This window comes from Lutispora sp. QWL-02, assembly GCF_058315355.1.
The window spans coordinates 3,225,821-3,239,492 of sequence record NZ_CM177762.1 but is presented as its reverse complement, the minus strand read 5'-3'; the positions used below and the strand labels follow the sequence as shown (position 1 = coordinate 3,239,492).

Genomic DNA, 13,672 nt, shown 5'->3' with positions numbered 1-13,672 from the left:
TTAATGAGTTATTAGGCTTTTCTCATTTTTTCAAATTTCGATATTTTCGAATAATTATTCATAATAAATTATAATTTAGATAAGGAAAATGAAGTATAATTTGTAGTCATTGCACAAAGGTTATTGTAGTAAATTGTAGAATATTGATACAATGAGTTGCAATTTCGGCTGAAATTTATTAAACAAGGAGGCGTAGATATGATTTTAATTAAAAATGCAAGAATACTGGACAAAGATGGGAGTATGGATATACTCATAAACGATGAAGGAAGATATGAAGAGATATCCGATAAAATTGATGAAAGCAAACATTCCAACTGTCAGGTGATCGATGCCAAGGGTATGCTGGCAGCTCCTACATTTATCAATACTCACATGCATCTTGACAAGGTATATACGTCTGTTTCGGGAAGAGAAAGCGTAGAAGAAACCTTAGAGGAATCAATAAAAATCATGCATGACAGAAAAAGAAAGTATGTAGTAGAGGATGTCAAAAATAGGGCTGTGAGAGCTATAAAAGAATGTGTTGCATATGGCTGCACAAAGATAAGGACAAATGTAGACATCGATAATATGGCAAACTTGGTGGGATTAAAGGGTGTTGTGGCAGCAAAAGAGGAATGCAAGGATATTTGTGATATACAAATAGTTGCTTTTCCTCAGGAAGGCATATTCAATAATGAAGGAACGGAAAGACTTATGTGGGAGGCAATGGAAAACGGTGCCGATGTTGTCGGAGGGATGCCTGCTGCAGAATGGTTGGATTCATATTCCAAGAAGCATGTGGATCTGGTATTTGAAATAGCCAAGAAGTATAATGCTCTTATTGATATGCATATGGATCAGTCAAAGGATATGTTTGACAGGTCAATGGAATACACGGCAGTAAAATCCATGGAAGAAGGTATGCAAGGGAAAGTGACCGGAGGTCATTGCACTTCCATAGCATATCAAAATCAATCTCATGCTGCCAAAGTAATGGAAATTTTAAAAATTGCTAAGTTTAACGTATGTACCAATACACAAACATTAGCTATTATGGGTGTTGACAATGAGCCAAGAACAAGAGGCGTAACAAGGATCAGAGAAATGGTTGAAATGGGCATTAATGTAGCAACAGCTCAGGATACAATCTGCGATGGTTTCCATCTATACGGAACCGGCGACCCCTTAGATTACGGCTTGATATGTGCTTATACTGCTCAATATAATACTCCCAAAACTGCAAGAATAGTATTTGATATGTTGACCAAAAACTCGGCCAAAATTTTTGCGCCGGACGAAAAATATGGAATAGAAGTGGGAAATGTTGCAGACTTAAATATCATCGATGCTAATAATGTGCAAGAAGCATTGAGACTCAGAGCTTCAAGACCATATATAATTAAAAAAGGCAAAGTGATTGCAAAGTTTGAGAAGAAGCAAACTTTAATATAGCATAAAATAAATATCATATATTCCTTCGTTCATGTTACCTCAAAGTATATAAGCGAAGGAATTTTATTTTGCTTTTTTATTATATTGTTGATGGGATGCTTTAAATTTATTATAATAAGATTGTGCTAAGGGGGATTGGTTATAACCAAAATAGCAGTATAAAATATATGGAGTGATTGTATTGTGATAAGAAGAAAGCCTATAATAGCAGGTAATTGGAAGATGAATAATACAATGGAAGAAGGAGAAAAGCTAGTTACACATCTGCTTGGTCTGATCGAAAAAAGAGATAGGGAAGTGATTATATGTCCTAGCTTTGTTTGCCTTTCAAGAGCAGCTGAGCTATTAAAAGGTCATGATGTGGTTTTAGGCGCTCAAAACATGCATTATGAGGATATGGGTGCTTTTACAGGAGAGGTATCGCCTTTATTTTTAAAAGAAGTCGGGGTGACTTATGTTATATTAGGGCATTCTGAAAGAAGACATATTTTCGGAGAGAAGGATGACCTGATCAATAAAAAGGTGAAGGCGGCTTTAAAGCATGATATGAATCCGATTGTATGCGTCGGCGAGACTCTGGAAGAAAGAGAGAGCAACATAACATTTGAAATCATCAGAAGTCAGGTATATGGAAGCCTGGCAGGTTTAGAAAAAGAAAAGATGGGAAAACTTGTAATAGCTTATGAGCCCGTCTGGGCTATTGGTACTGGCAAAACTGCAACTAAAGAAGATGCCAATGAAGTTATTGGTTACATAAGGAAGCTGCTGGCTGAAAAGTTCGGCAGAGAAGTGGGAGATAAAACAAGGATACTCTATGGGGGCAGCGTAAAACCGGCCAACATAAAAGAACTCATGGATATGGAAGAAATAGACGGGGCATTGGTAGGCGGAGCAAGCTTAAAAGCGGTCGAATTCTCGGAAATCGCAAATTATGATATTACTGAATAAACTATGTTTTAATCTGTTCTGCTGACTGATATAAGAGTGCATTGTGAAGGAGCTTAGAGTTTGTTAGTTTTGACGCAACCCTATGCAAGCTTACAAACTCTTAGCTTCGAAGCTCTGCAATCGTTATCAGTCAACAAAACAGAATTGCTAAAGATAGTATTAAAAAGAGAGGGTGTTTCATTTGTCAGCTATTATTGACATATATGCAAGAGAAATATTGGATTCAAGAGGAAATCCTACTATAGAGGTTGAGGTAGAATTAGAAAGCGGAGCCTTTGGCCGAGCTGCTGTTCCTTCCGGTGCGTCTACGGGTGCTTTTGAGGCGGTGGAGCTGAGAGACGGAGATAAGAGCAGATATTTAGGCAAGGGGGTTTTAAACGCCGTAAGCAATGTCAATGATATTATTGCTCCGGAAATAATGGGAATGGAAGCCCTGAATCAGGTGGAGCTGGACAATTTTCTTATACAGCTTGACGGGACTCCTAATAAGGGGAAGCTGGGGGCCAATGCTATTCTTGGCGTCTCTTTGGCAGCTGCCCACGCTGCGGCTGAAGAAGCAGGGATGCCGCTATATCAATACATAGGGGGAACAAATGCAAAAACGCTGCCGGTGCCTATGATGAACATACTAAACGGAGGCAAGCATGCAGACAATAATGTAGACATCCAGGAATTCATGATAATGCCAGTAGGTGCAAAGAGCTTCAGGGAGGCACTGAGAATGTGTGCGGAAATATTCCATAGCCTTAGAGGAGTTCTTAAAGCAAAGGGCTATAATACATCTGTAGGTGATGAAGGAGGCTTTGCACCAAACCTGACTTCAAATGAAGAAGCATTGCAGGTCATTGTTGAAGCCGTTAATAAGTCCGGATATAAGCCAGGAGAAGATGTATTTATTGCACTGGACTCTGCAGCAACGGAAATGTATAAAGAAGACGGTAATTACCATCTCGAAGGAGAAGGTGTTGTAAAAACCTCTGCTGAAATGGTAGAATACTATGAAGATCTGGTTAGCAGATATCCTATCATATCTATTGAAGATGGATTATCTGAAGAGGATTGGGATGGCTGGAAACTCATGACCGATAAGCTTGGAAGCAAAATTCAAATCGTAGGAGACGATTTATTTGTAACCAATACTGAAAGGCTTGCCAAGGGTATAAAAATAGGAGTGGCAAATTCAATACTTATTAAGCTTAATCAGATAGGTACATTAACAGAGACATTAGATGCAATCCAAATGGCAAACAGGGCAGGGTATTCCGCTGTCGTATCTCATCGATCCGGCGAGACGGAGGATGTGACCATAGCAGACCTGGTTGTAGCTGTGAATGCAGGCCAAATAAAAACAGGAGCACCTTCCAGGATTGATAGAGTTGCAAAATATAATCAGCTGCTTAGGATTGAAGAAGGATTGGACACCATGGCAAAATATGCAGGAAAAGATGCATTCTTTAATCTTTAATGAATAATTTGTCCAAAAAATATTAATAATAGGGGGTAGAATTGCCCCCCTGTTATTGTATTTTACAATCCTTTATGTTAAAATTGTCTTTGTTAAACCCATATGATTGGAGGTGCAACGATGAGAACATTCTTAGTAATCATACAGTTTTTAGTTTGTTTAACGCTCATAATCAGCGTATTGCTACAACCAGGCAAGAGTGCCGGATTATCAGGATCTATAGCCGGTGGTGCTGAGCAGCTTTTTGGGAAACAAAAAAGCAAGGGATATGAAGCTTTATTTGCTAAAGTTACTACTGTTTCCGCTGTATTGTTTATGGTTTTATCAGTGGTTTTGGTTATCGTTAAATGATATAGCAAAATTTAGAATATACTGATAATTTGCCTGGCTGATAGTCAGGTCAATTTACGTATAGAGTAAAATTTATTCATTAATTGAGGGAAAATTTTATTACAGACAGACAAGAGGAGGTTAAGGGAAAATGGATTTAATGTTATTGGCTCCTATATCAGGAGTACTGGCATTAGCATTTGCTTGGATTTTAGCCGCTGGAATAATGAAAAAAGATCCGGGCAATGACAGGATGAAAGAGATCATGGGTTACATCCATGAGGGTGCTATGGCATTCCTTTTTAGGGAATACAAGGTTCTTGCAATCTTTATAGTAGTTTTGGCAGCAATAATCGGTATATTATTAAAAAGCTGGCTTACAGCAATTTGCTTTGTGGTAGGTGCACTTTTCTCAATTTTAGCCGGTTATTTCGGAATGCAGGTGGCAACTCAAGCCAACGCCAGAACAGCAAATGCTGCTCAGCATGGTCAAAATGAAGCTTTAGGAATAGCTTTCAGGGGCGGAGCCGTAATGGGAATGTGCGTTGTAGGCTTGGGTATACTAGGAGTCGGCTCGTTATACATGATATTCAAAGACGTTAACATAGTAACGGGATTTGGCCTTGGCGCAAGTTCTATAGCTTTATTTGCTCGTGTAGGCGGAGGTATATATACAAAGGCAGCAGACGTTGGCGCAGACTTAGTTGGTAAGGTAGAAGCAGGAATACCGGAAGATGATCCGAGGAATCCTGCTGTTATAGCGGATAACGTTGGTGACAACGTTGGTGACGTTGCAGGTATGGGTGCTGACCTGTTTGAATCCTATGTTGGTTCAATCATATCAGCTATTACACTGGGAGCAGTCTTCTATGCAGGAAAGGCAGAAGGTGTTTTATATCCCATGCTGCTTTCAGCAGTGGGCATCATTGCTTCTATTATTGGAAGCATGTTCGTTAGAACAGGTGAAAACTCTAACCCTCAAAGCGCGTTAAAGAATGGTACTTATGCAAGCTCAGTTATCGTATTAATTGCAGCATTTTTCTTGAGCAAATCCCTGTTTGGAGGCTTAGGCGCTTTCGCAGCAGTAGCTTCCGGTGTAGTAGCCGGTGCAATTATCGGATTCTTAACAGAAGTATATACATCCGGAGATTATAAGTTTGTTAAGAGAATAGCACAGCAATCTGAAACAGGACCTGCTACAACAATAATCAGCGGACTTGGCGTTGGAATGATGTCAACAGTTGCTCCAATACTCTTCATCGCCGCTGCAGTTATAGTTGCATACAGGTTTGATAATCTATATGGTATTGCTCTTGCAGCAGTAGGCATGCTTTCAACTACAGGTATGACAGTGGCAGTTGATGCATATGGTCCTATAGCTGATAATGCAGGCGGTATAGCAGAGATGGCAGAACTGCCGAAATCAGTAAGAGCTGTAACAGATAAACTTGATTCAGTTGGCAATACAACAGCAGCTATAGGAAAAGGATTTGCAATCGGCTCTGCCGCATTGACGGCATTGGCCTTGTTTGCATCCTATTCACAGGCAGTTCAATTAGAAAAAATAGATATTATTGATCCGTATGTTATGGTAGGCTTATTCATTGGCGGCATGCTTCCTTTCCTCTTTGGTGCTTTAACAATGGAAGCTGTCGGTAAAGCCGCTTACTCAATGATAGAAGAAGTTAGAAGACAGTTCAGAACCATACCGGGAATCATGGAAGGAACAGGAAAGCCTGAATATGCTAAATGTGTTGATATATCAACATCAGCAGCTTTGAAAGAAATGTTGATTCCGGGCCTTTTAGCTGTTGTTGCTCCTATTGCTACAGGTGTTGTCTTAGGCAAAGGTGCTTTAGGAGGACTTCTAGCCGGAGCTTTGGTTACGGGAGTACTTTTGGCCATCATGATGTCAAATGCCGGCGGAGCTTGGGATAATGCAAAGAAATATATAGAATCCGGCGAACACGGCGGCAAAGGCAGTCAGGCTCACAAGGCAGCGGTAGTTGGCGATACGGTTGGAGACCCATTCAAGGATACTTCAGGTCCATCAATGAATATATTGATAAAGCTTATGACAATAGTTGCTTTGGTGTTTGCACCATTATTCCTGTAAGTAAAGAGGAGATGCCATCCGGCATCTCCTTTAATAATATTATACGAGGTAAATTATGGTTATTAAAGCTATTTTTTTGTACTTTTTAATAATTAATATAATAGGCTATAGTATCATGGGATTCGATAAAAGCAAGTCTAGGCGAGATAAATGGCGAGTAAGCGAAAAAAATTTATTTGCCATAGCTTTTTTAGGCGGCGCTTTGGGTATGTTGTTGGGGATGAGAACCTTCCGCCATAAGACTAACAAACGCAAGTTTCAAATTGGCATACCTGTTTTGTCAGTCTTAAACCTTGCTGTTTATATATATCTATATATTAAGGCCTTTTAAAGGGATAGAGAACGGCACCATAAAAACTAGGACACAATATCTAGTAAATTATAATATTTTAGCACCATGGAAATAAATACATTTTTGTATAGTATTTATGGAGGAATTAGCAAAATTATGTAGAAACATTAATAATGTTGTCTATTTAATTATTTTTGGAGGTGTCGTTTTGAACTTATACATTATTGTAATTATTCTAGAAGCTATAGCAATTCTTTTATTAGCCATCTACAAATTCGGAGGAAAATCCAAGAATACTGATGAATGCACCAATGCCTTGCAGGAAATATTAGATGGCAACTACTCGTATAAGATAAAAAATAAAGGCAGGATACGAGAAGTATATAATAATATCACATCCATGCTTTTGGATTGGATAAGCAATATATTAAAAGCATTGCTTTATATAGAAAACGATGTATCCAGAATTTCCACCTCCTGCAGCAGGTCAGAAGAAAGGATGACATCGATCAGACAAAGAATAGGGGACTTAAATGCAAAAGCTAAGAGCGTATACGAAAAGCTTCTGGAAGCTGCCGGCGCATCTCAGCAGATATCTGCCAGCGAGTCGGACATGGCGTCTGCCTCTGAAAGCACTCTTGCAGACCTAAAAAATATGGAGAAATCGGTTATCGATGGCAAGACCAATACAGAGGAATCATTGAAAATATTGGGAGTTATGAGCGAAGCTATGAGCAGCCTTATCGGAGAAGTGGAGGAATTGGCCAGGGTTACGGATAAAGCCCAGGCAATGGCTCATTTTGTTGAAGACCTGTCAGGAAGCATTAATTTGCTGGCCTTAAATGCATCTATTGAGGCAGCAAGGGCAGGGGAAAACGGAAGGGGTTTTGCTGTTGTAGCAAATGAGGTAAGAAGGCTTGCGGAAGAAAGCTCCAACTCTGCTAAAAATATTAAGGAGCAGATGGATGAAATCAAATCTAAGGCAAACACTACCATGGGAAGCATAGATAAGCTATCAGAAATGAGTTCTAAGAGCAAGGACTCTGCAAACTACATTAAAAATTATATGAATGAAATAGATAGCTTTATATCACACATAATGTCGGTATTCATTGATTTTTCCGGAAAAATCAATGAACAGGCCTCTGCTACCCAGCAGATTGCTTCCGCCAATGAAAGTTTATCCGAGTTTTTCGGAGAATTCATTGAATCTGTGAGCTCCATAGAAAACGATATCAATGAGCAGAATGAGTTGGAGCATAATAACATGACCATTTGCAATGATTTGAGAGTGGTTGCAAATAACTCCAGGATATTTATGAACAAGTTTGAAGACATATTGGGGAAAAAGCTTATCGCCTGCTGTCGTGAATTGGCTGATAAGCTAAAAGAATCAGAGCCTAATAATAATATCCTCAGCGAATATATTCAAAAAACAGGAATAACTGCTTTGGCAGTGACAGATGAAGATGGGGTGGTAAGATATTGCAATCAAAACAGCAATATCGGCTTTAGATTCTCCGATGATGTCACTACGCAAGCCGGTGAATTCAGAAAGATACTTAAGGACCCATCTTTGGAAGTTGTACAAAACTTTAAGATTAGAAATATAGATAGCAAATATTTTAAATATGTTGGTATAGCGCGCAAAGATAAAAAAGGAATTATCCAGGCTGGACTCAGCGTAGATGATATAATAAGATTGAATAAATAAATGAAGAAAAGGCAGTATACTATATGTATATTGCATTTTTACTTATGACGAAATTTTGAAAATGTTTTTTAAGAATTGATTGTGGGAATATTATTCTATATATAATTTCAATAATGATAGGAGGAGAATTATGGAGCTTTTAGATAGAATATTGGAATATATGAGAGAGGAAGCCTATAATCCCATGCTTATTTCTGAATTAGCAGGGGCTTTGAAAATTGATGAGGAAGCATCGAGTGAACTGGAAGAGATTTTAAAATATATGGAGTCTGATGGATATATTATTAAAACGAGAAAAAAAAGATATGGCTTGCCCGAGAGAATGAACCTTATTGTGGGAAGGCTTCAGGGCAGTCAGAAAGGCTTCGGGTTTTTAATACCTGATAATTCTGATATAAGGGATCTTTATATCCCTGTGGAAAACCTTAACGGAGCGATGCACAATGATAGAGTAATAGCCAGGATAACTAAGGGAAGCATTGGAACCATAAAAAGCGAAGGCGAGATAATACGGATATTAAAAAGAGCAAATGAGCAAATAGTCGGGACTTTTGAGAGCAACAAAAGGTTCGGCTTTGTGGTTCCTGATGATGCAAGGATACACCAGGATATATTCATATCAAAGGAAGACTTTGAAGGAGCGAAAGACGGTTATAAAGTAGTGGTTCAAATAACCCGCTGGCCCGAGGGCAGAAGGAATCCCGAAGGAAAGATAGTTGAGATATTGGGACATAGAGACGATGCGGGCACAGACATATTATCCATTATTCGCGGTCATAATTTGCCTGAAGAATTTCCGGCGGATGTAGAAGCCCAAGCCAGCCGGATTCCAGATGAAGTAAGGAGTGAGGCTTTAAGCAACAGGAAAGATCTGAGGAACAGAAAGATCGCGACCATTGACGGAGAAGATGCCAAGGATCTGGATGATGCAGTATCGCTGGAAGTGCTGCCTAACGGCAACTATTTCTTAGGAGTCCATATAGCGGATGTCAGTCAATATGTATTCGAAGGCAGCTCATTGGATAATGAAGCTTTGAAACGCGGCACCAGCGTTTACCTGGTAGATCGAGTCATACCTATGCTTCCTAAAAAGCTTTCAAACGGAATATGCAGCTTAAATCCCAAAGTTGACAGGTTGACTTTGAGCTGTGACATGGAAATAGACAACAAGGGAAATGTAGTCAAATATGATATATATGAAAGCGTTATCAGAACCTCAGAGAGAATGACCTATAAAGATGTTAATAAGATTCTCGAGGATGAGGATGAGGAGCTAAAGGAAAGATATAAGGAATTTATCGATGCCTTCAAAGCTATGGAACAGCTCATGAACATACTTCGGAAGAAAAGAAGGATAAGAGGCAGCATAGACTTTGATTTTGAAGAATCTAAAATAATACTTGATGACAAGGGAAAGCCTGTGGATATAAAGCCCTATGAAAGAGGAGTGTCTGAAAGGATAATTGAAGAGTTTATGATAGTATGCAATGAAACCATTGCGGAGCATATGTATTGGAAGGAGATGCCCTTTGTTTACAGAGTCCATGAAGACCCGGACCCGGAAAAGATAATGGCATTGAACGTGCTAATCCATAATTTTGGGTATAGCATCAAAGGCGCAGATGAAATACATCCGAAGGCGCTTCAGCAGGTTTTAGATAAGGTGGCAGGCAAGAAAGAGGAGAGACTCATCAATACGCTGCTGCTCAGATCTTTAAGAAAGGCAAGATATGACGGCGGCAGCTTGGGCCACTTTGGCCTGGCATCAAAATATTATTGCCACTTTACTTCACCTATAAGGAGATACCCGGACCTTATGATTCACAGAATAATAAAAGAGGATATACATCGTAAGCTTACACCAGGCAGGATAAGAGAGTTGAAGGAAATGATACCAGGCATCGCTGAGCAGTCTTCTATCAGAGAAAGAGCCGCAGAAGAAGCCGAAAGAGAAGTGGAAGACCTGAAGAAGGCTGAATATATGAAGGACAAAATAGGTGAAGAATATGAAGGAATAATATCCAGCGTAACTTCCTTTGGCATGTATGTGGAATTAGAGAATACCATAGAGGGTTTGGTGCATGTGAGCAATATGGAAGATGATTATTATATCTTTGATGAAACAAGCCATGTTATGATCGGAGAAAGAAAGCGTAAAATTTACAGGATAGGCGATATGGTAAGGATAAGAGTGCTCTCTGTGGATATGGCAAGTCATAAGGTGGACTTTGTGCTGGCAGAATGTTGAACGAGACTTCATTCAGTGTTGAAGAATATTACATTGTCATAACATTCATTTTGTGCTAAACTTAATTAGTTGACAATTAAAGCTGTGGTTTATATAATAGATTTACAGTTTGATTCGGGTGGTAATAATATGGGAAAAGAAAATGTGAAGGTTTTAGCACAAAACAAAAAAGCGAGACACGACTACTTTATAGAAGAAACCTATGAAGCAGGCATAGAGCTTTTTGGCACCGAGGTTAAGTCAATAAGACTTGGCAAGGTGAATTTGAAGGACAGCTATGCAGCAATTGAAAAAGGTGAAGCATTTATCTATAACATGCATGTGAGCCCATATGAAAAAGGAAATATTTTCAACAAGGACCCGATGAGAACCAGAAGGCTATTGCTCAACAGATATGAGATCAACAAACTAATAGGTTATATTCAGCAAAAAGGATATACCCTTGTACCTCTGAGCATTTACCTGAAAGGCAGCCTTGTTAAGTTAGAATTGGCAGTAGCCAAAGGCAAGCAGCTTCACGATAAGCGCCAGGCGATAGCGGAAAGGGATGCCAAAAGGGAAGTGGAAAGGGAATTCAGAGGCAAGGAATATTGATTAATGGGGGCGTAATGGCTTCGACGGGGGTATCGAGGGCTGAGATAGCGAGCCGTGGACTCCAGAACCACGATAAAAGCTGGAAAACTTAAATTAAACGCAAACGATAATTACGCGTTAGCAGCTTAATTGCTGCTCGTTCTACCTGTAGTTCCCGCACTATAGGATAGGGCGTCATTTAGCGGGGTCCGCCACTGCCAAAGCTTTGAGGCAGCTGGCGCATTATGAAGCTACTGAAGCTGTAAGCCTGTCAGCGGGCGTACGGTAGAGGGAATGCCAAATCACTGACTGCGCTCGGAGAGATTTCAGTTTGAGGACTTTCGGACAGGGGTTCGATTCCCCTCGCCTCCACCAAAAAACAATATAGATTTACATAGAAACAGACTGCATGCAGTCTGTTTTTTATAGTATAATATAAATTGGACTTCTCGTTAGTTATATGACGAGAAGCAGCCGATAAACAGGAATCTGATGAGGCGGGGTATTATGGTTAAAAGAGCTTTGAAATCTGCGATAGGAGTAAGTATAGGTACAACAATTGGCGGTGTTGTTTTACCTCGAATTCTATTTTTTGAGCTTTATAACAATACATATCCGCCCATATTAGAACAGACGCTACTGTATTTCATCATTTCTTATGTTGTTTGCTTTTTTGTTGCTCTTTTAATCGAATGGATAAAGAATAAAATGAGAATCGGAAGATAAATTCCAATATTTATAGATTATAAAAGCCCTTTAAAGGGAGGAAATTGACATGCGTAAATTATCGCAAGAGGAATTTAAAGAGATATTAAAGAATAGAAAACCAAAAGAAAGGCTAGTTCTAAAAGAGATAGAACTTTTTGATATGGATTTTACAAACTGGGATTTATCTAACATTGATTTCTCTTTGAGTGCATTTCATCGAATCAGATTTGATGGGGCAAATTTAGAGCACAGCAGTGTTTTTAACGCGTTGTTTGATGAATGTACTTTGCGTAAGACGAATTTTAGACAGGCAAATTTAGAATGTGCGGTTCTTCGTTATGCAGATATGACGGGCTGCAATATCGAAGGTGCAAATTTATATTTCGCAGTGTTGGAGTATGCTAAACTGGATGGCATTATATCTGATGAGAATACAAAATGGTTTCGTCTACATTGTCCCGAGAAGGGGGCCTTCATTGGATATAAGAAGTGCCTTAATGACCGTTTGGTACAACTTCTAATACCGGCAGATGCAAAGCGAACTTCGGCTACGTTGCCTTCTTGCCGCTGCAATAAGGCAAAGGTTCTGACCATCAAAAGTTTCGACTATAAGGAAAATTACATGGAGGCCTGGTCTTTAGTAGATGAGAATTTTGTTTACCGTTTGGGTGAATGGGTAGAAGTAAAAGATTTCGATGAAGACCGGTGGATGGATTCTACTAGTGGTATTCATTTTTGGATGACGAGAGAAGAAGCCAAGAGTTATTAAGAGCAAAAAGATACAGCCGTATCATTCCATATATGCGGCTTTTTTATAATTATTTATCTTTTACGCCTATTATTTTTAAGAAAATCATACATATCTTCTAAGTCACTAAATCCCATTTGTTCAGCTTGTCTTTTTGCTGTTCCAGTTTTAATCTGAACACCATCTCCATGATCATGTATGTAGGTCTGGAGGAATTGACCTTTAATATCTGTGCCACTCCATACCTTATCTCTTACCTTTTGAAGCCCTAACCTGCTGGCTATTTTTTTAATATCGCCTGTTGTAAATCTGTACGGCATTCCAGTATAACCTCCAATACTTCATCTCTATTGGTGCATTTTGCTATTTTCCTAAGATAAGGATAATGATTTTTTCTGTTTTCTATCTGCCTATAGAAATCTATTTTTTCAAGGTACAACATGGCATATTCTATTAAGTTATCAGCTAAATCATAGAAGGCTTCTTCTAAAGTGTCTCCATCTCCAAAAACCAAAACTTCATCTAGCGCAACCGTATATCCTAATCCTTCTTCATCAGCTTCAATAGCAGGATTAAATTTATATGCATTATCAATAATATCCTCGAACAGCTTGGTTGATATTATTGAGACTGTTTCCTCATTATTGCTTTTTTGATTGCCTGTAATAATTTCAAAGCCTTTTAATGCTTGTCTAAAAACGCTGGGAAATTCCTGTTTAGTAGAGCTGATAGATTTTTCTTTAAATATTGCATCCATATATTTCACCCTCTCATAATTACACATACCCTTACATTCACTCTCCTTAATACTTGATTGATTATAAGGATATGCTATTTACTTATACTATATACCATTATGTACTATATGTCCATATGATCCTTGAGGGATGAAGCTTGCGATGCAGCTTCTAAAGAAACCAAATGCTTAAGCCGAATTAGACAAGTTTAATAGATTTCTTATATGACGAAAAGAACTAACGGAATTAAATAAGGTTATCAATAGCAAAAGCCTGTGATAGAAGCATCACAGGCTTTGTTACAAGCAAAATATAAAATTATGAATTTCTTCACTATTGACACAACAAATCAAAGG

Annotated in this window: 13 protein-coding genes and 1 other RNA gene; 12 read left to right on the top strand and 2 right to left on the bottom strand. The window is 38.8% G+C overall.

The window, feature by feature from the left end; genetic code table 11:
* Positions 1 to 198: 198 nt before the first annotated feature.
* From AC4HCY_RS15355 to AC4HCY_RS15300, 12 genes are all read left to right on the top strand, one after another.
* Entirely contained in the window at positions 199 to 1,437 is a 1,239-nt protein-coding gene (locus tag AC4HCY_RS15355; RefSeq protein ID WP_491094561.1) for an amidohydrolase family protein, read from the top strand.
* A 222-nt stretch (positions 1,438 to 1,659) separates the two neighbouring features.
* The gene (gene tpiA / locus AC4HCY_RS15350; protein WP_491096136.1) at positions 1,660 to 2,385 is read left to right on the top strand and encodes a triose-phosphate isomerase; all 726 of its coding nucleotides are present in this window, start codon (positions 1,660 to 1,662) and stop codon (positions 2,383 to 2,385) included.
* Positions 2,386 to 2,566: 181 nt separating this feature from the next.
* On the top strand, positions 2,567 to 3,850 hold the full coding sequence (gene eno / locus AC4HCY_RS15345; protein WP_491094560.1) for a phosphopyruvate hydratase: 1,284 nt from the start codon (positions 2,567 to 2,569) through the stop codon (positions 3,848 to 3,850).
* Positions 3,851 to 3,970: 120 nt separating this feature from the next.
* Positions 3,971 to 4,201 carry a preprotein translocase subunit SecG gene (gene secG, locus AC4HCY_RS15340; RefSeq protein ID WP_255225818.1) on the top strand — a complete coding sequence of 77 codons (231 nt, stop codon included), beginning with the start codon at positions 3,971 to 3,973 and terminating at the stop codon, positions 4,199 to 4,201.
* A 130-nt stretch (positions 4,202 to 4,331) separates the two neighbouring features.
* Positions 4,332 to 6,296 carry a sodium-translocating pyrophosphatase gene (locus tag AC4HCY_RS15335; protein WP_491094559.1) on the top strand — a complete coding sequence of 655 codons (1,965 nt, stop codon included), beginning with the start codon at positions 4,332 to 4,334 and terminating at the stop codon, positions 6,294 to 6,296.
* A gap of 55 nt (positions 6,297 to 6,351) precedes the next feature.
* Entirely contained in the window at positions 6,352 to 6,627 is a 276-nt protein-coding gene (locus AC4HCY_RS15330) for a DUF1294 domain-containing protein (protein ID WP_323431266.1), read from the top strand.
* Between the two features lie 169 nt (positions 6,628 to 6,796).
* Positions 6,797 to 8,302, top strand: a complete 1,506-nt coding sequence (locus AC4HCY_RS15325) for a methyl-accepting chemotaxis protein (RefSeq protein ID WP_323431265.1) — start codon at positions 6,797 to 6,799, stop codon at positions 8,300 to 8,302.
* A gap of 130 nt (positions 8,303 to 8,432) precedes the next feature.
* Positions 8,433 to 10,550, top strand: coding sequence for a ribonuclease R (gene rnr, locus AC4HCY_RS15320; protein ID WP_323431264.1), 2,118 nt, complete (start codon positions 8,433 to 8,435; stop codon positions 10,548 to 10,550).
* A gap of 129 nt (positions 10,551 to 10,679) precedes the next feature.
* A complete protein-coding gene (gene smpB / locus AC4HCY_RS15315) occupies positions 10,680 to 11,144 on the top strand; it encodes an SsrA-binding protein SmpB (RefSeq protein WP_323431263.1) in 465 nt (154 codons plus the stop codon).
* A gap of 5 nt (positions 11,145 to 11,149) precedes the next feature.
* Positions 11,150 to 11,498: a transfer-messenger RNA gene (gene ssrA / locus AC4HCY_RS15310) on the top strand.
* Between the two features lie 132 nt (positions 11,499 to 11,630).
* Positions 11,631 to 11,849 carry a hypothetical protein gene (locus AC4HCY_RS15305; RefSeq protein WP_491094558.1) on the top strand — a complete coding sequence of 73 codons (219 nt, stop codon included), beginning with the start codon at positions 11,631 to 11,633 and terminating at the stop codon, positions 11,847 to 11,849.
* 49 nt (positions 11,850 to 11,898) lie between these two features.
* On the top strand, positions 11,899 to 12,600 hold the full coding sequence (locus AC4HCY_RS15300; protein WP_491094557.1) for a pentapeptide repeat-containing protein: 702 nt from the start codon (positions 11,899 to 11,901) through the stop codon (positions 12,598 to 12,600).
* Between the two features lie 53 nt (positions 12,601 to 12,653).
* On the opposite strand, the gene AC4HCY_RS15295 is transcribed toward AC4HCY_RS15300, so the two are convergent.
* Together AC4HCY_RS15295 and AC4HCY_RS15290 are read right to left on the bottom strand one after the other, a co-directional pair.
* Entirely contained in the window at positions 12,654 to 12,899 is a 246-nt protein-coding gene (locus AC4HCY_RS15295; RefSeq protein ID WP_491094556.1) for a hypothetical protein, read from the bottom strand.
* Positions 12,860 to 13,336: a hypothetical protein gene (locus tag AC4HCY_RS15290; RefSeq protein ID WP_491094555.1), complete on the bottom strand. Its 477-nt coding sequence runs from the start codon at positions 13,334 to 13,336 to the stop codon at positions 12,860 to 12,862. Before AC4HCY_RS15290 ends, AC4HCY_RS15295 begins: the two co-directional genes overlap by 40 nt.
* Between the last annotated feature and the right edge of the window lie 336 nt (positions 13,337 to 13,672).